Origin of the sequence: Herbaspirillum sp. WGmk3 (assembly GCF_023952535.1) — a bacterium.
Lineage (GTDB): Bacteria > Pseudomonadota > Gammaproteobacteria > Burkholderiales > Burkholderiaceae_D > Herbaspirillum > Herbaspirillum huttiense.
Genome location: NZ_JAKYWT010000002.1, coordinates 140,278 through 159,293 on the forward strand (window position 1 = coordinate 140,278; position 19,016 = coordinate 159,293).

At 66.4% G+C, this 19,016-nt stretch carries 17 protein-coding genes and 1 riboswitch; all 17 genes read left to right on the forward strand.

Going from position 1 to position 19,016, the window contains the following annotated elements; genetic code table 11:
• Positions 1-76: 76 nt before the first annotated feature.
• The 17 genes from MKD49_RS06710 to MKD49_RS06790 all read left to right on the forward strand — a co-directional run bounded on the left by MKD49_RS06710 (position 77) and on the right by MKD49_RS06790 (position 19,007).
• On the forward strand, positions 77-457 hold the full coding sequence (locus tag MKD49_RS06710; RefSeq protein WP_252695850.1) for a hypothetical protein: 381 nt from the start codon (positions 77-79) through the stop codon (positions 455-457).
• A gap of 50 nt (positions 458-507) precedes the next feature.
• Complete coding sequence (locus tag MKD49_RS06715; RefSeq protein WP_166675071.1) at positions 508-654, forward strand: hypothetical protein; 147 nt, start codon at positions 508-510, stop codon at positions 652-654.
• A 367-nt stretch (positions 655-1,021) separates the two neighbouring features.
• Positions 1,022-1,717 carry a hypothetical protein gene (locus tag MKD49_RS06720; protein WP_252695851.1) on the forward strand — a complete coding sequence of 232 codons (696 nt, stop codon included), beginning with the start codon at positions 1,022-1,024 and terminating at the stop codon, positions 1,715-1,717.
• Positions 1,718-1,914: 197 nt separating this feature from the next.
• The gene (locus MKD49_RS06725; protein ID WP_252695852.1) at positions 1,915-2,550 is read left to right on the forward strand and encodes a hypothetical protein; all 636 of its coding nucleotides are present in this window, start codon (positions 1,915-1,917) and stop codon (positions 2,548-2,550) included.
• A gap of 68 nt (positions 2,551-2,618) precedes the next feature.
• Positions 2,619-2,849, forward strand: a riboswitch (cobalamin riboswitch).
• Positions 2,850-2,988: 139 nt separating this feature from the next.
• Positions 2,989-3,204, forward strand: coding sequence for a CbtB domain-containing protein (locus tag MKD49_RS06730; protein ID WP_121041568.1), 216 nt, complete (start codon positions 2,989-2,991; stop codon positions 3,202-3,204).
• A gap of 10 nt (positions 3,205-3,214) precedes the next feature.
• A complete protein-coding gene (locus tag MKD49_RS06735; RefSeq protein WP_252695853.1) occupies positions 3,215-3,967 on the forward strand; it encodes a CbtA family protein in 753 nt (250 codons plus the stop codon).
• 63 nt (positions 3,968-4,030) lie between these two features.
• Entirely contained in the window at positions 4,031-4,372 is a 342-nt protein-coding gene (locus MKD49_RS06740) for a ferredoxin (RefSeq protein ID WP_252695854.1), read from the forward strand.
• Positions 4,365-8,489, forward strand: a complete 4,125-nt coding sequence (locus MKD49_RS06745) for a cobaltochelatase subunit CobN (RefSeq protein WP_252695855.1) — start codon at positions 4,365-4,367, stop codon at positions 8,487-8,489. The genes MKD49_RS06740 and MKD49_RS06745 overlap by 8 nt, the downstream gene beginning before the upstream one ends.
• The gene (locus MKD49_RS06750) at positions 8,486-10,468 is read left to right on the forward strand and encodes a putative cobaltochelatase (RefSeq protein ID WP_252695856.1); all 1,983 of its coding nucleotides are present in this window, start codon (positions 8,486-8,488) and stop codon (positions 10,466-10,468) included. Before MKD49_RS06745 ends, MKD49_RS06750 begins: the two co-directional genes overlap by 4 nt.
• A 13-nt stretch (positions 10,469-10,481) precedes the next feature.
• Positions 10,482-11,207, forward strand: a complete 726-nt coding sequence (locus MKD49_RS06755) for a cobalt-precorrin-7 (C(5))-methyltransferase (RefSeq protein ID WP_252695857.1) — start codon at positions 10,482-10,484, stop codon at positions 11,205-11,207.
• Positions 11,204-12,781: a precorrin-8X methylmutase gene (locus MKD49_RS06760; RefSeq protein ID WP_252695858.1), complete on the forward strand. Its 1,578-nt coding sequence runs from the start codon at positions 11,204-11,206 to the stop codon at positions 12,779-12,781. Before MKD49_RS06755 ends, MKD49_RS06760 begins: the two co-directional genes overlap by 4 nt.
• Positions 12,778-13,971: a cobalt-precorrin-5B (C(1))-methyltransferase CbiD gene (gene cbiD / locus MKD49_RS06765; protein ID WP_252695859.1), complete on the forward strand. Its 1,194-nt coding sequence runs from the start codon at positions 12,778-12,780 to the stop codon at positions 13,969-13,971. The genes MKD49_RS06760 and cbiD overlap by 4 nt, the downstream gene beginning before the upstream one ends.
• The gene (cobI, locus tag MKD49_RS06770; protein ID WP_252695860.1) at positions 13,968-14,726 is read left to right on the forward strand and encodes a precorrin-2 C(20)-methyltransferase; all 759 of its coding nucleotides are present in this window, start codon (positions 13,968-13,970) and stop codon (positions 14,724-14,726) included. The genes cbiD and cobI overlap by 4 nt, the downstream gene beginning before the upstream one ends.
• Positions 14,723-15,499 carry a precorrin-4 C(11)-methyltransferase gene (gene cobM / locus MKD49_RS06775; protein WP_034339136.1) on the forward strand — a complete coding sequence of 259 codons (777 nt, stop codon included), beginning with the start codon at positions 14,723-14,725 and terminating at the stop codon, positions 15,497-15,499. Before cobI ends, cobM begins: the two co-directional genes overlap by 4 nt.
• A complete protein-coding gene (locus MKD49_RS06780; RefSeq protein ID WP_252695861.1) occupies positions 15,496-16,299 on the forward strand; it encodes a cobalamin biosynthesis protein in 804 nt (267 codons plus the stop codon). The genes cobM and MKD49_RS06780 overlap by 4 nt, the downstream gene beginning before the upstream one ends.
• A gap of 18 nt (positions 16,300-16,317) precedes the next feature.
• Positions 16,318-17,877, forward strand: coding sequence for a precorrin-3B C(17)-methyltransferase (cobJ, locus tag MKD49_RS06785; RefSeq protein WP_252696365.1), 1,560 nt, complete (start codon positions 16,318-16,320; stop codon positions 17,875-17,877).
• Positions 17,878-17,879: 2 nt separating this feature from the next.
• Positions 17,880-19,007, forward strand: coding sequence for a GTP-binding protein (locus MKD49_RS06790; protein WP_209581599.1), 1,128 nt, complete (start codon positions 17,880-17,882; stop codon positions 19,005-19,007).
• Positions 19,008-19,016 lie beyond the last annotated feature (9 nt).

A 19,016-nucleotide genomic window follows, 5' to 3' on the forward strand; every position in this document is an offset into this window, starting at 1 on the left:
GCCGATGTCTGGCTGAGGGCAGGGCAGGGGCTTCGTAAGATGAGGTATTGTTTGCCACCTTGTCAGGAGGACCGCCATGAACCTGCCTCGTCCGGATCTCGCTGCAGAGTCCGCTGCAGCGCAGGGCGCGCGACCACCGGAAACCCCGGCAGCCGCACTGCTGCGTCCACCCGGCACGCCGCCTGCGCCGTCAGGCGCGCCCGTGCCGGATCACATCGTGGCCGATCCCGGCCATGTCGTTGAGCCCGACGGCACCGAAGACCCGCTGGCCAATGCCGATGATGGCTTGCTGCCCATGCTGCCGGCACGGCCCGGCGACCACACTACCCCGTTACCCTCAGAGGAGAACACCATGCACAAGCCCCAGGACACCCCGCCGGTCGAGGTCCCGCCGCTCGATCCGACGCCGCCCCAGGACCCGATTCCCCATCAGAACCCGATGGCCGGCCAGGGTTGAGCTTGCCTGCCGGATCTGCCACCCGAATTGCCCTGTCCGAGGAGGTCTGTTTGTACCATTCCCTGCACACTCCCCAAGAAACCCCGCCGGTCAACGAGCCCAACCTGCCGCCGCCGGCACTGCCCGATGATGAGCCGGTGCCGGTGCAAGATCCGCCCGACAATCCCCGGCCTTCCGACAAGCCTTTGCGCATGTAAGTAGCTGTCGTTGAGCGCGCTTGCGAAGCAGGCGCGCCGTTCTTCGTTGCGCTTGCAGCCGTCCATCGCGACCTTGGTTTTTGCATTTCCGTTCACGTCTTGCGAGCGATCGAGCGTGCAACATGCCGCTACGCGGCCATTGCGACTGCGCGCTGTCTTTTTCTTTCATATCGCCCCGGAACCGCCCTGATTTCGGTCCGCACCATCTCCTTTGCAGTCTGCCATCTCTCCCCGCCATTCTTTCGCGTTGATTGAGACTTTTCTCGTTCAAGCCGCTTTGCATTTGTGAAAGCATCTGCTTTTTGCGGAGACAGCAGATGAATTGAGCAGGACTGCCACCTCCGCCGTCCTTGTCAGGAGTGGCACCTTGTATCCCTATCCTCCGCAGTCCATGGGTTTTCCCGCTGGCCGCCGCCACACCGTGCTGGCGGCGCTTCCCCTGCATGTGCTGGTACGCCTGCAGCCAAGCGGCAGCAGCACCGCCCGGGTGCTGTGCGAGCCGGTCAAGGCCGGGCCGGCTGCCGGTGCGCAGGCCATGGTGCTCTACCTGTCTCCCTTTGATGCGCATCTCGATGCGCTCTGGCTGGGTCTGGCTGTGGAGGATTACCAGATACTGCCGGTGGCGTCCTTTTCCCCCGATGAACTGGTGGCGCGTCATCAGGGCCACTTGCCGTACTGCCTGCATCTGGCATGGGGCGCGCACGATGGCCGCATCGCCGTGCGCGCGCAGGGCGATCCCGTGCGGCTGTCGTCGGCGCGCGTGGCGCAGGTGTCGGCGAGCATCGACAGCATCCCGCTGGACATCGGACTGGCCGATCTCGAATGCCACGCCCGGCTATGGGAGTGCGCCGGTCTCTACGCCCATGCGGAGACAGCGGCCCGGCTGGAACAACTGAACCCGCAGCAGCGCCACCGGCATGCCGAGCGGGCCATGGAGCGCATCCCGGGCCGCACTGAACCGGGCCGGGAAATCAACCAGATCGCGCTGTATGACGCCGAATCGGCGCAATGGCACTTCGTCGCCCTCGATTTTCTTGCCGAGATGGTCGCCGGGCCGCGCTGAGGCCGTCGCGAGCCGACATCGGCCTCTCGGTGTTGTCGCCGGGCGCACAACAGGGCGCACGCCGTCCGTGGCAAGTGACTTGTTCCTGCTCATTGAGAGTTTTCTGATATCCATGGCATTGCCCTTCTGCAACCATGGTGGCCGGTTGTGTTTCTGCTGCAGCCGATCTGATCCGCCGTCTGTTGAAGGAGCTGTCAATGATTTGCTTCCTTGTCCATGCCTCTCCCTGGAAGAAGTGCGCGCTGCGCTGCCTGCCCTTGGTCCTGCTGTTCGTCTGTCTGGCGGCGCTGCCCGGTCCGCCATCGCCGCCCGAAGAAGTGCTGGCCAGTTGCCTGGCCGTAGACCATTTTCCCCTCAGCCGGGTCAGCATCGATCCGGTCGCAGGGCGGGTCGAGGTGATGGAAAGCGGCCCGGCATCCCCCTACAGCCTGTATCTGCCCGATGGCGACAATCGTCAGTGGCGCATCGGTTATGCCAGCGGCAAGCCCCCCGGACGTGACTATCTGTTCGTCAATTCCCATCGCGGCTACCTTGACCGGGCCATCGGCCTGTCACCGGAGCGCGCCCCCCGGCTGTCCCGCCCGCAAAAGGCCTCGTTTGCCGTGCTGGGCTTCCTGGGGGATCGCTACCTGTGCCTGATGGAAGTGCACGGGCACGGTCCCCGGTCCGGCCAGCGCTCGGTGTACGTGGCGCGCATTCCCACCCGCATGGGGGCGGAAATGAGCCTGTATTACAAGCTGGCCGCTTCGCCTGCCTTGCCGCAACTGCCGGCTGCTTCCTCCAGTGCATCCCCCTCATCCTCCTCGCCGCTCCAGCCCGCCTTGCCCCGCTGAAGTTGCCGCCAGCCCCGTGCAGGCTGACAATGCAGGTTGCCCAAGCCCGCCCCCGCCTTTATACTTCGCCCCTTAGCATTGCTTCTGGTATTCCGTGCGCACCCGCGCCCGGGATTGAAACGGGAAGCCGGTGCGGCCGGTGCCACAGCATCGGGCCAAAGCCGGCGCTGCCCCCGCAACGGTAAGCGAGGAAGGACACGCACTACGCCACTGTGCCCCGCGCATGGGAAGGCGCCTGTCCCGAAGCCCAAGGCTTCCCCTCGCCAGCCCGGAGACCGGCCCGAGGCAAGTTCTTGAATGCATCGCGGAGGGCGATCATGCGGAAAGCTTCCATCATTTCCCGCTGGTGTGAACCGGTGCCGTCAGCCGACGGCGGGATTGTGCTTGGGCGCTCGCCGTGTGGCTTCCTTCGTTTCATCCACCTGCCAAGGAAAGCGCATGTCCACTCCCTCCGGTCTCGACGCCCGTCACACCGCTGATTCTTCCTCTTCCAGCCGCTCCGGCAGCCAGGTCTGGCGCGACCGCATCGCGCCCTCGCTGCTGGCCTTCGCGCTGGGCGTGGCGCTGATCTACGGCGCCGGCTTCGCCTCCAAGGTCGAGCTGCACAATGCCGCCCACGATGGCCGCCACTCGGCCGGTTTCCCCTGCCACTGAGGAGCGGACGATGAACTGGACCGTATTCCGGCGCATGGCGTCGGCAGTGGTGGTGGCGGGCGCCTTGTCGGGCGTGCTGCTGTCGGGCGTGCAGCAATTCCAGGTCGAAAAGATCATCCTCAAGGCCGAGGAATATGAAAAGGCCGGCGAATCGGCGGCCCCCGCGGCCGATGACCACGCCCACGAACCCGCCGCCCAGGCGGCTGCGCACGAGCACTCCCATGCGAACGCACATGAGCACGAACACGCGCATGACGCCAATGCCTGGGAGCCGGCTGACGGCGCCGAGCGCACCGGCTACACCGTGCTGGCCAACGTCAGCATGGCGGTCGGTTTCGCCTTGCTGCTGGTGGCGGCCTTTGCCCTGAGCGGACGCCAGATCAGCTGGCGCAGCGGCCTGCTGTGGGGCCTGGCCGGTTATGGCGTGTTCTTCGTCGCGCCCTCGCTGGGCTTGCCGCCGGAAGTCCCCGGTACCCTGGCCGCACCGCTGCAGGCGCGCCAGCTCTGGTGGGTGATGACCGCCGCCATGACGGCGGCCAGCCTGGGCCTGTTCGTCTTCACCCGTGGCTGGCCGTGGAAGCTGGTCGGCGTCATGCTCCTGGTGGTTCCGCATTTCATCGGCGCACCGCAGCCGGATGTGCATGGCAGCGTGGCACCCGAAGAGCTGGCACAAGCCTTCATCCGCGCCACGGCGACGGCCAATGCCGTGTTCTGGCTGGCGCTGGGCGGCTTGACCGGTTTCTTCTATCGCCGCTTCGGCTGATGGGCTGGCCCTGACGGCCCCTGTCCGGCGTTGCTGCGCCGGGGAAAGTAAAGCATCAAAGCCATGAGAACTCATCATCGTCACGTGCTCATGTGCGTGGGTCCGCGTTGTACCGAAAACGGCGTGCTGGCCGAAGCCATGTTCGGCGTGCTGGGCGAGCAGATTGACGCCCGCCCCGAGCTGCGCGTCAAGCGTACCCGTACCCACTGCATGGTGGCCTGCAAGGCGCAGGCCCCGGTGGTGGTGGTCTATCCCGAGGGCGTGTGGTATCGCTGCGAGGATGCCGCCGCCATCGAGCGCGTGGTGGTGGAGCACCTGGAAGGCGGGCGCGAAGTGAGCGACCTGGTCTTCCATCGCATGGGCAGCGGCGATGTGTTGCCGGAAGCGGAGGTCTCCGATGCATGATCCCGTGGCTCGCATCGTCCTGCTGACGCACGCCCCGACCGACCTGGCGCTGCTGGCTGCTGCACGCGCGCAGTTGCCGGCGGAATTCCCCGCCGTAGCGGGCTACGACCTGCAAGCCCTGCAATCCGGCACCGATGAGCAGGGTCAGCCGCTGCGCTCGCTGGCGACCCTGCTGCGCGCGGAGCTGGCCAGCGCGCAGGTGATCGTGCTGCGCGTACTCGGACGGCTGGGGGCAGTAGCCGGTTTTCCTGAATTGCTGCGCGCTGCGCGCGCCGAAGGGCGGCACTTGATCGTGCTGTCCGGCACTGGCGAGCCCGATGCCGAACTGGCTGCGGCGTCCACTGCTGCGCCCGATGTGCAACAGCAGGCGCTGGCGTATTTCAACGGCGGCGGCAGCGTCAACCTGGCGCAGTTGCTGCGCTGTCTGTCGGACCGCCTGCTGCTGAGCGGCTACGGCTACGAACCCGCGCAAGCCTTGCCCGAACACGGCCTTTATCATCCCGACCTCGAACAGGACGCCCGCCTCGACGACTGGCTGGCCCTGCGCGCTCAGGCCCCGGCGGGCAAGCCGGCGGTGGGCATCATCTTCTACCGGGCGCATTGGCTCTCGGGCAATACCGCCTTCATCGATGCGCTGGTGGCGGCGCTGGAGGCGCGCGGCATGGATGTGCTGCCAGTGTTTACTTCCTCGCTGCGGGTGTCGGCCAGCAGTGGGGCAACGCTGCCGCCTGCGCTGGCGTATTTCGCCGAGGGCCGGGTCGATCTCATCATCAACACCACCAGCTTCGCCATGGGCGAGATTACGGCAGGCGGCATCACGCCGGCGGGCTGGTCGGTCTCGGTGCTGGAACAGTTGAACCGCCCGGTGCTGCAGGCCATCACCAGCGGCATGACGCAGGACCAGTGGCAGCATTCCACGCGCGGCATGAATCCCCTGGATGCGGCCATGAACGTGGTCCTGCCCGAATTCGACGGCCGCATCATCGGGGTGCCGCTGTCCTTCAAGCACACCAGTGAAGCGGGCGTGGTGCAGTACCAGGCCCTGCCGGACCGCGTGCGCCGCATCGCCGGGCTGGCGCAGCGGCTGGTACGCCTGCGCTGCACGCCCAATGCGCAAAAGCGCATCGCCTTCATCTTCACCAATTCCAGCAGCAAGGCCGCGCAGATCGGCAATGCCGTGGGGCTGGATGCGCCCGAGTCGCTCATGGCCGTGCTGCGCGCGCTGGCAGCAGATGGCTATGCCATCGGCGGTCTGCCCGACACCGGTACGGCCCTGATCCACGAACTGGTGGACTGCTGCTCCTACGACGACATCCTGCTCTCCGAAGACCAACTGCGCCGCGCTGCCGCGCGCATTCCGGCGGCGCGCTATGCGCAATGGTTCGCCGCCTTGCCCGCCGTCTTGCAGGCCAGGATGCAGCGCCAATGGGGCGCCGCGCCCGGCGAGGCTTACGTGCACGACCAGCATCTGGTGATCGCCGGCCTCGACCTCGGCAATGCCTTCGTGGCCCTGCAACCGCCGCGCGGCTACGGCATGGACCCGGACGCCATCTACCACCAGCCCGACCTGCCGCCCACGCATCACTACTACGCGCTGTACCGCTGGCTGGATGAAGAATGGGGCGCGGATGCCATCGTCCACGTCGGCAAGCACGGCACTCTGGAGTGGTTGCCGGGCAAGGGCGTGGGCCTGTCTGAAGAATGCTTCCCGGATGCCTTGCTGGGCGACGTGCCGCTGTTCTATCCCTTCATCATCAACGATCCCGGCGAAGGTTCGCAGGCCAAGCGCCGCGCCCATGCCGTGGTGGTGGACCACCTGACGCCACCCATGACCACCGCCGACAGCTACGGCGCGCTGGCCCAGCTCACGCAGCTGGTGGACGAGTATTACCAGGTCGAGGTGCTCGATCCGGCCAAGCTGCCGCTGCTGCAGCAGCAGATCTGGGAGCTGGTGCGGCAGACCAATCTGGATACGGACCTGCAGTACAAGCTGCTGCATCATGACCACGATCATGACCATGAGCACGGGCACGACCATGGGCATCACCATCATCACGGACATCATCATCACGATGACCATCACCATCATCACGACCATGACCATGCGCACGACGACGGCGCGCTGCCGCACGCGCTGAGTGAACTGGATGGTGCCGGTGTGGCGCACCTGATTGAGGATCTCGACGGCTACCTGTGCGAACTGGGCGCGGCCCAGATCCGCGACGGCCTGCACATCCTCGGCCGCATGCCCGATGAACAGCAACTGCCGGACATGCTGGTGGCCCTGACGCGTCTGCCCAACCAGGACCTGCCGGGCCTGCAGGAAGAAGTGGCGCGTCTCTTCGGCCTGTCGCTGGATATGCTGCTGGAACACAAGGGCCGCCGCCTCAACATCGACGATGCGCTCTCCCGCACGGCCGGGCGCGCCATCGTTACCCGTGCCGATGCGCTCGAAGCCATCGATGCGCTGTGCCTGTCGCTGATGCAGGCCCTGCAGCAGCAAGGCTTTGCAGTGCAGTCCATCGAGGGCGTGATCCAGGCCTTGTTCGCCCCCTTGTTCAGCGCCCCCGCCGAAGAAAAACCGCGCCTGCAACCGACCCTGCAAAAAAGTGCGGGCAGCGTGCTCGGCGGCATGCGCGCCATGGCGCGACCGGCCCCGGTCAAGCGCGCAGTACCGGCCGCCGCCATCAAGGCCACCGACACCAGCGCCGTGCGCCGCATCCTCAGCTTCGCCTGCGAACAACTGGTACCGCGCCTGCAGCGCACCGATGAGGAAATCAGCAACCTGCTCAACGGCCTGCGCGGTGGCTACATTCCGGCCGGACCCAGCGGCTCGCCCACGCGCGGCATGGCGCATATTCTTCCGACCGGGCGCAATTTTTACTCGGTCGATCCACGCAGCGTGCCCTCGCAGTCGGCCTGGCGCGTGGGCCAGCAACTGGCGCGCGAAGTGCTGGAGCGCCATCACCGCGAGAGCGGCGACTATCCCGAGAGCGTGGCCATCAGCATCTGGGGCACCAGCGCCATGCGTACTCATGGCGACGATGTGGCGCAGATCCTGTCATTGATGGGCGCGCAGCCGGTCTGGCGCGAGGGCAACCGGCAGGTGGCGGGCGTCGAACTGATCCCGCTGGATCAATTGCAGCGTCCCCGCATCGACGTGACCACGCGCATCAGCGGCTTCTTCCGCGATGCCTTCCCGCAACTGATCGACCTGATCGACGATGCCGTGCAACTGGCCATCGCCGCCGACGAGCCCGACCACCTGAACTTCGTGCGCAAGCACTACCTGCGCGATCTGCAGCAGGCCATGCAGGGCGGACTGGGCCAGGCCGAGGCGGCGGCGCAGGCCTCCTATCGCGTCTTCGGGGCCAAGCCCGGCAGCTACGGCGCAGGCATCCTGCCGCTGATCCAGGAAAAGAATTGGCAGGACCAGGCCGATTTCGCCGAGGCCTACATCAACTGGGGCGGCTACGCCTACGGACGCAAGGTGCAGGGCGCGGACCAGCGCGAGGCCTTCCGCCAGCGTCTCTCGGGTGTGCAGGTCGCCTTGCACAACCAGGACAACCGCGAACACGACATCTTCGACAGCGACGACTACCTGCAATATCACGGCGGCATGATCGCCACCATCCGCGCCTTGTCCGGCCAGCAGCCGCGCCATTATTTTGGCGACAGCCACGACCCGCAGCGCGCTGCCGTGCGCGACCTGAAGGAAGAAACCCTGCGCGTCTTCCGCGCCCGCGTGGTCAATCCCAAGTGGCTGGCCAGCATCCGCCGCCATGGCTACAAGGGAGGCCTCGAGTTGACGGCCACCGTTGATTACCTGTTCGGCTACGATGCCACCGCCCAAGTGATGGAGGACTGGATGTACCAGCAACTGGCCGAGACCTATGGTTTCGATCCGGCCATGCGCGAGTTCCTGGAGCAGGCCAATCCCTGGGCCCAGAACGCCATCGCCGAGCGTCTGCTGGAAGCCGCCAGCCGCGGCATGTGGCAGACACCTGCAGTACAGACCATCGAACAGTTGCGCTCACTGTACCTGCACAGTGAAAGCCTGCTGGAAGCACGCGGTGAAACCGTGCGCGGCAGTGAACATAACAAGGACATGCAATGACGGCCTTCCATGCCTATCCCTTCGCGGCCATCGTCGGCCAGTCGCTGCTGAAGCAGGCGCTGCTGCTGTGCGCGGTCGATCCCGGCATTGGTGGCGTGCTGGTGCGCGGCGACAAGGGCACGGCCAAGAGTACCGCTGCCCGTGGGCTGACCCAGGTACTGCCACCGATCACCCTGACCGAAGGCTGTGCATTCCAGTGCGCACCGGGCCAGCCGGCCAGTGCCTGTACAGTTTGCAATACAGACCCGGTACAGCGCCAGGACACCGTGCCCTTCGTGACCTTGCCACTTGGCGCCACCGAAGACCGCGTGCTCGGTTCGCTCGACCTGCAGCAGGCGCTTCAAGGTGGCCAGCGCGCGTTCCAGCCCGGTCTGCTGGCAGCGGCCCATCGCGGCATCCTCTACATCGATGAAGTCAATTTGCTGGCCGACCACCTGGTCGATGTGCTGCTGGATGTGGCCGCCATGGGCGTCAATTCAGTGCAGCGCGAGGGCATCTCGATCAGCCATCCGGCGCGCTTTACGCTGATCGGCACCATGAACCTGGAAGAGGGCGATCTGCGGCCGCAATTGCTGGACCGCTTCGGGCTCATGGTGGAAGTGAGCGCACCGACCGACAAGATCGTGCGCGCCGAGGTGGTACGCCGACGCATCGCCTTCGAGACCGATCCCGCCGCCTTTGCGCAGCGCTGGCAGCCGCAGCAGGATGCCTTGCTTGCGCAGGTGGCCGAGGCCCAGCGCCTGCTGCCAGCAGTGGTGCTGGACGATGCCATGCTGGAGCTGATCAGCCATCTCTGCTGCGAGTTCGAAGTGGCGAGCCTGCGGGCCGACATCGTCATGCACAAGACCGCGCGCGCCATCGCCGCCCTGCAGGCCCGCACGCGGGTCACACCGGACGATGTACGCGAAGCCGCCTTGCTGGTGCTGCCGCATCGCCGCCGCCGCAAGCCCTTCGAGCAAACCGGCATGGACGAGGACAAGCTGGATGACCTGGTCGATCAGGCGCGCCAGCCCGAGCCGCCGCAGCCGCAAGCCGAGCATGGCGATACCCCGAGCGTAGATACGGCAGAGACGCCTCCCTCAGATGAGCCGCAGCAGGAACAGGAGCAGGAAGGCGAGGGCGGGCAACAGACCTTCGCCGTTGCCGCAGCGGGTACGGCCCGCAGAATCAGTGTGGCTGCCACGCCGCAAGCCGCCGCCAATGCAGCCAGCGGCCGCCGCAGTACCGTGGCTGATGCCAACCGGGGCAGCGCCGTGCGCGCCGTGCCCGATGCGAATCCTGACCGCCTGGCCATCGGTGCCACCCTGCGCAGTGCCGCCGTGCGCGGCGCACTGGCGGGCGAGACGGACGGGCCACTCACCGTCACCCGCGACGACCTGCATCGCCAGGTCCGCAGCGGGCGCGGTGCCAACCTGATCGTCTTCGTGGTCGATGCGTCCGGCTCCATGGCCGCACAGCGGCGCATGGAAGCGGTCAAGGGCGCGGTGCTTGCGCTGCTGACCGATGCTTATCAGCGCCGCGATCAACTGGCCGTGATCGCCTTCCGTGGCGAGCAGGCGCAATTGCTGCTGGCCCCGACGCGCAGCGCCGATCTGGCCGAGCAGGGCTTGCGCGAGCTGCCGACCGGCGGCCGCACGCCGTTGCCGCATGCGCTGCAACTGGCGGCACAAGTGCTGCAGCAAGCCGCCCAGCAGAGCGCGCAGGAAGCACCGCCGCTGCTGGTGATCCTCTCCGACGGCAAGGCCAACGTCAGCCTGCCCGGCAGCAGCGGCGACCCCTGGACTGAAACCCTGCAAGCCGCACAGACGCTGGCCGCGCAGGGCGTACCGGCCTTGGTGCTGGACACCGAAGCCGGCTACCTGCGCCTGGGCCGTGCGGCCCAGCTGGCCGAGGCGCTGGGTGCGCCTTGCCTGACCCTCGAACAATTGACCGGCGACGCCCTGGCGTTGACCGTGCGCGCGCAACTGGGCGCGCGCTGAACAAGGAAAACACATGATCATCTGCATCGGTGCCGGACCCGGCGACCATTCCTACCTGACGATGCGCGGCGCGGAACTGATCCGCAATGCGGACGTGGTGGCCGGCTTCAATGCCGTGGTCGATGTGGTCAAGGACCTCATCCCCGCCAGCGCGCAGGTCGTGCTGATGGGTTATCGCGACCAGGTCGCCAAGCTCGACGAAGTCGCCGCCCTGCATCACGCGGGCAAGCGCTGCGTAGTGGTCTTCATGGGCGATATCCATTTCAGCGGTTTCCAGTACCTGGAGCGCGTGGAGCGTGCCTGCGGCCATCGCGTGGAGACCTTGCCGGGCATTTCCTCGGCGCAGATCCTCGCTTCCAGGGCGCGGGTGTGCTTTGATGAAACGACCTTCATCACCTTCCACCGGCGCGGCGACCTGGAGCCCTTCAAGCGCCACCTGGTGAACGTATTGAACGATGGACGCAATGCCATCGTCATCCCTTGTCCGTGGGATGCGGCGCGCTCCTTCATGCCGCGTCATATTGCGACTTATCTGCTGCAACAGGGCGTCAATCCCGAACATCCCACGGAAGTCTGGGAAAACCTGACCCGGGGCGATGCCGAGTGGCACGGCAAGCTCGCCGATTGTGCCGACAAGGAATTCAGCGACATGAGCATCATGCTCATCCGCACCTTGACGCCCATGGACAGCCAGATTGAACCGCCGCCGGAGAAGGTGGCAGCGGGAGCCCCGGCATGAGCGCCACGCGCCAATCGGCCGTCGTGATCGCCGGCCACGGCAGCCGCGATCCCGATGCCCTGCGGGAATTCGAGGCACTGGTCGCGCTGGTGCGGGATCGCGCCGAGGGCCGCATCGTGCGCCATGGCTATCTGGAATTTGCGGCCCCCACGATCTCGGAAGCGGCGGCTGCCTGCGTGGCCGACGGCGCCACCGAAGTGGCGGTGGTGCCCGGCGTGCTGCTGGGCGCGCGCCATGCCAAGAACGACATGCCGGCCGAACTGCTGGCCCTGGCCCGCGATTATCCGCAGGTCGATTTCCATTTCGGCGCGCCCATGGACCTGCACCCGCTGCTGCTGCAACTGGTGCAGCAGCGCGTGGTGGAAGCCGAAGCCGGTTCGGAAGAAATCATCCATCGCCAGGATGCCTGCCTGGTGCTGGTCGGCCGTGGTACCACCGATCCGGACGCCAATGGCGAGATCGCCAAGCTGGCGCGCATGGTGCAGGAAGGCATGGGCTTTGGCGGCGTCAAGGTTTGCTTCTCGGGCACGGCCACGCCGCTGGTGCGGGACGGCTTGTCCCAGGCCGCTGGCGAAGGCTGGCAGCGTCTGGTGGTGTTGCCGTTCTTCCTTTTCGATGGCGTGCTGGTCAAGCGCATCTACGCCGCTGCCGATGAACTGGCACAGCGCGAGCCGGGCGTGGAAGTGCTCAAAGCGGCCTATCTGGGCGTGCATGCGCACGTGGCCGATGTGATGCTGGAACGCGCGCGTGATGCCGCTGAAGGCCGTGCCGCCATGAACTGCACGCTCTGCAAGTACCGGGTGCAGATCGTCGGCTTCGAGCAGCAGGTCGGCGAGCCGCAGCGCGCGCATCACCTGCAGGTGCGTGATCTGTCCGCGCGCGAGCAGCTGGCGCCGGCCACGGCAGGCACGGCCCCTTACGTGCCCCATCCCATCGAAGCGGAAAGCATGGAGATCATCCAGGCCGGACGCGACTGGAGCAGTTTCCCTCCCGATCACCTGACGGTCTTGCAGCGCCTGGTCCACACCAGCGGCGACTTCGCCGTGGCTGATGAAATCTATTTTTCCGCCGGTGCCGTACAGGCCGGCATGAAGGCCTTGCTGCGCACCAAGCGGGTAGTAACGGATGTGACCATGGTCCAGACCGGCCTCAAGCGCGCCGTGCTGGAACAGCTGGGCGTGGAAACCTGGTGCGGCGTGCATGATCCCGAATCGCACCTGATGGCGCAGAACCTGGGCATGACGCGTTCGGCCGCCGGTATCCGCCGCGCCTGGCAAAAGTTTGGCAACGACATGGTGTTGGCTATCGGCGATGCACCGACGGCCATCACCGAGGCGGTGCGCCTGATCCGCGAACACGGCTGGCGGCCGCAACTGGTGATCGGCTTGCCGGTCGGCTTTGTCGGCACGCGCGAGAGCAAGGATGAACTGCGCCGCTGCCTGCAGGTGCCGCGCATCACCAACAGCGGCACGCGCGGCGGCTCGCCCTGGGCGGCCAGCGTGGTCAATGCACTGATGATCGATGCCATCGCCTGGCTGGTCGCGCAGGAAGCGCAGAGCGAAGGAGTGCAGTGAACGAGGCCAACGGCGAGCTGCAGCGGGCCGAGTACGACCTGTCCGTGCTGGCGCCCAATGGCCTGCGGCGCGGACGCAGTACCGGCAGTTGCGCCACCGCTGCGGTGCGTGCGGCCTTGTATCGCTTGCTGGCGGGCATGACGGTGCAGCAGACCGAAGTGAGCCTGCCCGATGGCCTGCATTACCTGAGTGTGCCGATCCAGTCGGTGAGCATGATCGATGCCGATACCGCGCAGGCGGAAGTGCTCAAGGATGGCGGCGATGATCCCGACAATACGCACGGCGCGACCATTGTGGCGCAGGTGCGGCGCAATGCCGGGAGCGAGATCCGCTTCTTCGCCGGAGAGGGCGTCGGCACGGCCACCATGCCGGGCTTGCGGGTAGCCGTCGGCGAGCCGGCCATCAACCCGGTGCCGCGTGCCATGATGCGGGCGGCCGTGGCGGAGGTGCTGGCGGAGCTGTTGCCCGGTGCGCAGGGATGGGGCTTCGACCTCACCATCGGCTGTCGCGAAGGTCTCTCGATTGCGCCCAAGACTTTCAATCCCAAGCTGGGCATCGTCGGCGGCATTTCCATCCTGGGCACCGCGGGCATTGTGGAACCGATGTCGATGGCCTCGTGGATCGCCTCCATCGAGGTCTACATCCGCGTGGCCTTGGCCGCCTGTAGGCCGGGCGATGCGGTGGCCTACCTGCCGGGCAAGATCGGCCGTGTCTTTGTGGCACAGACGCTGGGCCTGCCCGACAAGCGCAGCGTGCAGATCGCCAATTTCCTCGGCGATGCGCTGGACTTCACGCAAAAGGCGCTGGCCGAAGAGGGACGCACGCTGCCGCTGCTGTGGCTGGCGGGGCATCCGGGCAAACTGGCCAAGGTGCTGGATGGCGTATGGGATACACACTCCAGCAAGAGCAACATGGCCATGCAGGGCGTGGCCCGCGTGGCCGAAGAAATGAACGCGGCAGGGCAGGGTGTCTGGTTTGACGCCAGCCTGCTGCAGCAGATGAAGGAAGCCAATACGGTGGAAGCAATCATAGAACTGGTGCGCCAGCAGGATGCCGCGTTGTCGCGCCGCCTCTGGTGCGAGATCGAAGCCCGCATTGCGGCGCTCACCCAGGCGCGCGTGCCGGCGGTTGAACGCATCGCGGTGCGGCTGTTCGATCTGGATGGACAGCAACTTGGAGAGGGCGCATGAGCGGACGTCTCACGGGGATCGGTGTCGGCCCCGGTCCGGCCGGCTATCTGCCGCTGGCGGCGCTCACTGCGCTGCGTTCGGCCGATGTGATCTACATTCCGCGTGCGCGTGGCGCGGACTTGTCGGTGGCCCTGCAATGCCTGGAAGGTGTGGAGTTTGACCGCAGCCGCTTGTGCGAGATCGAATTCAACATGGACCCGGACCGCCAGGTCCTGCAGGAACATTACGCGCAACTGGGGCAGCAACTGGCGGCACAACTGCGCGAGGGGCTGCAGGTGGTGTATCTCACCATCGGTGACGCGCTGACCTATTCGACCTACGGCTATGTGCTGGCGGCGGTGCGTGACCTGTATCCCGGGTGTGATTGCGTGACGCTGCCCGGCATCACCAGCTACGCCGCTGCGGCGGCCGCGCTGGAGTGGCCGCTGGGGGTGGGCAAGGAGCGCACGCTGATCCTGCCCTGTCCGGAAGACGCCGCCACCTTGCGCGCCGAGATCGAAGGCCATGACATCGTCGTGCTGATGAAGGTCGGCGCGCGCCTGCCCTGGGTGCTGGCCTTGCTGCGGGAGATGGGCATTGCGCAGCACTGCGGCTTCGCCCGTCGCATCGGTCTGGAAGGCGAAGTGCTGGCCACTGACCTCACCGCGCTGGATGCGGCAGAAGCGAGCGGCTATCTCGCCGTGCTGCTGATCCGCAAGACGGCCCAGGCGCAGCGCCATCGCGCGCCCGAAGAGAATTCGAAAGGAAATGCATGAAAGTTTATTTCGTCGGGGCCGGCCCCGGTGCGGCCGACCTCATCACCCTGCGCGGTGCGCGCCTGCTGGGCCAGGTGCGCATGGTGCTGTACGCCGGTTCGCTGGTGCCGACCGCCTTGCTGGAACATTGCCACCCCGAGGCCGAGATCATCGATACCGCCGCCCTCGATCTGGAGCAGCAGCAAGCCTGCTACGTGCGTGCGCAGGAGCAGGGCATCGACGTGGTGCGCCTGCATTCGGGCGATCCGGCCATCTATGGCGCCACGGCCGAACAGATGCGCCGCCTCGATGCGCTGGGCATTGCCTATGAAGTGGTGCCGGGCGTGTCGTCCTTCACCGCTGCCGCAGCGGCCGTGTCGGCCGAACTGACCAAGCCCGAAGTGTCGCAGAGCGTGATCCTGACGCGGGTGTCGGGACGTGCTTCGGCGGTGCCGGAATCGGAATCGATCGCCTCGCTGGCGGCACATCGCGCGACCATGTGCATCTTCCTCTCCGGCCCGCACCTCAAGAAGATCGTCAACGACCTGCTGCTGCACTATCCGCCGGAAACGCCCGTGACACTGGTCTATCGTGCGACATGGCCGGAGCAGCGCATCTATCAGGGCTCGCTCGACAAGGTGCTGGAAGAGAACAAGCGCGGCGAGTGGAACCTGACCACCATGATGCTGGTGGGTGCCGCCCTGAACAAGGAACAGGTCGCCGAATCCAGTCTCTACTCCAAGGACTTCACGCACCTCTTCCGCGTGGTCAAGAAGAACAAGGACGCCGCATGAATCCCCCCGTCGCCCCGGCTGAACTCGGCCTGTGGCCGGTGCGTGCCGAGGCGGCGGCGCTGGCTCTTTACCTGCAGGACAGGCTGGGCGGCGAGCTGTATCAGCCCTGGCTGCAGGCCGAGGGCGGACTGTCGCAGCGGCAGCAGTTTGCGCTGGCCTATCGCCGCCATCGTCAATGGATCATGATCGGCGCCACCGGCATTGCCGTGCGCTTCCTGGACGGCCTGCCGCAGGACAAGCACAGCGATCCGGCGCTGGTGGTGGTCGATGAGGTGGCCCGTTTTGCCATCGCCTTGCTGGCCGGACATGAGGGCGGGGCCAACGGCCTGGCCTATCGCGTGGCGCAACTGACGGGGGCGCAGCCGGTGGTGACGACCGCCACTGAGGCGGTCAAGCCGCTGGTACTGGGCATCGGTTGCCGCAAGCTGGCCTCGGCGGAGCAGATTGCCCTTGCCGTGTCGCAGGGGCTGGCGCTGTGCCCCGGCGCGTCACTGGCCCAGGTGCGTGAAGTGGCCACCATCGACATCAAGGCGCAAGAGCCGGGCCTGCTGGCCTTTTGCGCCACCCATGACTTGCCGCTGCGCGTGATTGCACGCGAGCAGATCGCCCAGCGTGCCTGGGTCGGCAAGCCCTCGGAGTGGGTGCGCCAGAATGTCGGCGTGGACGGCGTCTGCGAACCGGCCGCCTTGATCGCCAGCCCCCGTGGCCGTCTGTTGCTGGGCAAGACCGCGCTGGACGGGGTGACCGTGGCCGTGGTGGATGACGCCGATGCTTGGCGGACATTCAAAGACAAGCTGTAAAACATGGAAAGTATGCAGATGGAAGCCGTCAAGAAAAAAGGCGTATTGAACCTGGTCTCCGTAGGCCCCGGTTTTGAAGAGATGATCGTCCCGCGCGCCATCGAGGCCTTGCGCGACAGCGAGGTCATCGTCGCCTACGAGTTGTACCTGCGCTGGATCGCATCGCATATCCAGGGCAAGGAAATCCACACGCCGCCGCTCACGCAAGAGCGCGAGCGCGCCTTGCTGGCTATCGAGCAGGCCCGCGCCGGACGCCGCGTGGCGCTCATCTCCAGCGGCGACATCGGCATCTACGCCATGGCCGCGCTGGCCTTCGACGACATGCGCGAGGACGATACCTATGAGGTCAACGTCATTCCCGGCGTGACCTCGGCCAATGCCTGCGCTTCGCTGCTGGGGTCGCCACTGTCGCATGACTTCGCCACGCTGTCGCTGTCGAACCTGCTGTGCCCGTGGTCATGGATCGAGCAGCGCGCCAGCCACATCGCCCAAGCCGACCTGGCCTGCGTGCTCTACAACGTGCAGAGTGCCGGGCGGCAGGAGGGCGTCTATAGCATCCTGCAGCTGATGCTGCAACACAAGGCCCCGCACACCCTGTGCGGCGTGGTGCGCAACGCCTATCGGCCGGGCCAGCAGGTGTCCATTCATCGCCTGGATGAATTGCCGGGCCTGCAGTTCGACATGCTGACCTCGATCGTCATCGGCAACCGCTTTACCCAGCGCAAGCGCGACTGGATCTTTACGCCGCGCGGCTACAACGACTGGAGCGAAGAATCGCAGGCCGCTGAAGTGGCGCAACTGCCGCCGCAGGCGGTGTGGGTCTTTGCGGGTACCAGCGATGGCAATCTGGTGGCACGCGAGCTGGCCGGGCAGGGCGAGCGGGTGGTGATCTCCACGGCGACCGCTTATGGCGGCGAACTGGCCAGCCAGGATTGTCCGGGGGCCCACGTCTGGTCTGGCCGCCAGGGTGTGGAAGCGCGCCGCCAGGCCTTGCGCGAGAGCCAGGCGCGCGTGCTGGTGGATGCCACGCATCCGTTTGCGGTGCAGATGTCGCAGCAACTCATGACGCTGGCCAAGGAGTTGGCGATACCGTATCTGCGCTACGAACGTGCTAGCGAGCTGGCCACCGATGATCCGCACGCCTGCGCCGACATGGAAGAAGCCGCCACCCGCGCCATCGCCATGGGCCGCCGCATCTTCCTGGCCACCGGCTCCAAGGACCTGGGCAGCTTCGTGCAGGCGCCCGGTGCGGCCGACAAGCAATGGTTCGCCCGCGTCACCGCCGATCCGGACTTCATCAAGCGCGCGCTGGAACTGGGCTTGCCGCGCGCCCACCTGTGCGCCATGCAGGGACCGTTCTCGCAGGCCTTCAATGAAGCGCTGTGGCGGGATTGGGGCATCGACTGCGTGGTCACCAAGGATTCGGGCGAGGCCGGTGGCTATCGGGCCAAGGTGGAGGCGGCGCGCGCCTTGGGCATCCCGCTGTTGACGGTGCGCCGGCCAGCGCTGGCCTATCCGCAGGTGGCCCATGATGTGCCGACCCTGCAGGCGCAACTGGCGGCACTGGCCGGGGGCTGAAGATGGCCAGCGTCTTACCTTCCTTGCCGCCACCATTGCCGCCGATACCAGTAACAGTGGTGACGGGTTTCCTCGGTGCCGGCAAGACCACTTTGCTGCGCGGCCTGGTCCAGCGCCGCCAGTCGCGCCGCCTGGCCTTGCTCATCAATGAATTCGGCGAGGTCGCCATCGATGGCGACCTGCTGCGTGCCGAAGGGGATGCGCAGGGTCACGTGCAGATCCAGGATTTCGCCCATGGCCTCATCGCCTATGGCGACGATGAACATTTCGTCCCCGCCATGCTGGCCCTGGCCGCACGGCGGGCACAGATCGATCACGTGCTCATCGAGACGTCCGGCCTGGCCCTGCCCAGTGCCGTCATGGAAGTGCTGCAATCGCCGGAACTGGCCCCACACTTCGTACTCGATGCCACGCTGGCCGTGGTCGACACGCCGCTGCTGCTGGAAGAAGCCTTTGCCAGCGGTGACGCCGTGCGCGATGCGACGGCGCAGCTGTTCCGCCAACAGCTGGAATGCGCTGACGTGGTGGTGTTGAACAAGATCGATGGCATGGAAGAAGCGCCACTGCTGCAGGCCGAGGAGACCGTGCGCGCATTGGCACCGAACGTACGTTTCCTGGAGCTGGCCTATGGAGCGAGGCTGGACATCCGTCTCGCACTCGGCTTGCGCCTGCACCAGGCAGGCAGTACCGTGCATCACCATTACACGCCGGTGGGCATGCCGGGCGAACGCGCCAGCGTGGCAGCGGACCAGTGGCGCTTCAATGGCCATGCACACTCCGGGCTGGGCGCGCACAGCCATGGCTTGTCCACCCACAAGCATTTCCATGAGCAGGACCCCGGCTGGCAATCCTTTACGCTGCGCAGCCAGGCAGCGCAGGAGCCGGAGTCCCTGCGCCGTGCCGTGGTGGCCGTGGCGCTGGACCAGCCCATCCTGCGCACCAAGGGTTTCATCGCCACCGCCGAGGGCAGCACGCAATTGCTGCAAGCCGTGCGTGCGCGGGCCGTCGTAGCCGGTGCGCAGGGCGGCAAGAGCGCGGGACGATCGGAACTGGTCTTCATTGGCTACCACCCCAGTCGCACGCGTGTGGCGCAGTTGCTGTCGTCGCTGACCGGCACCGAATGGATTTGAATTTGTTGC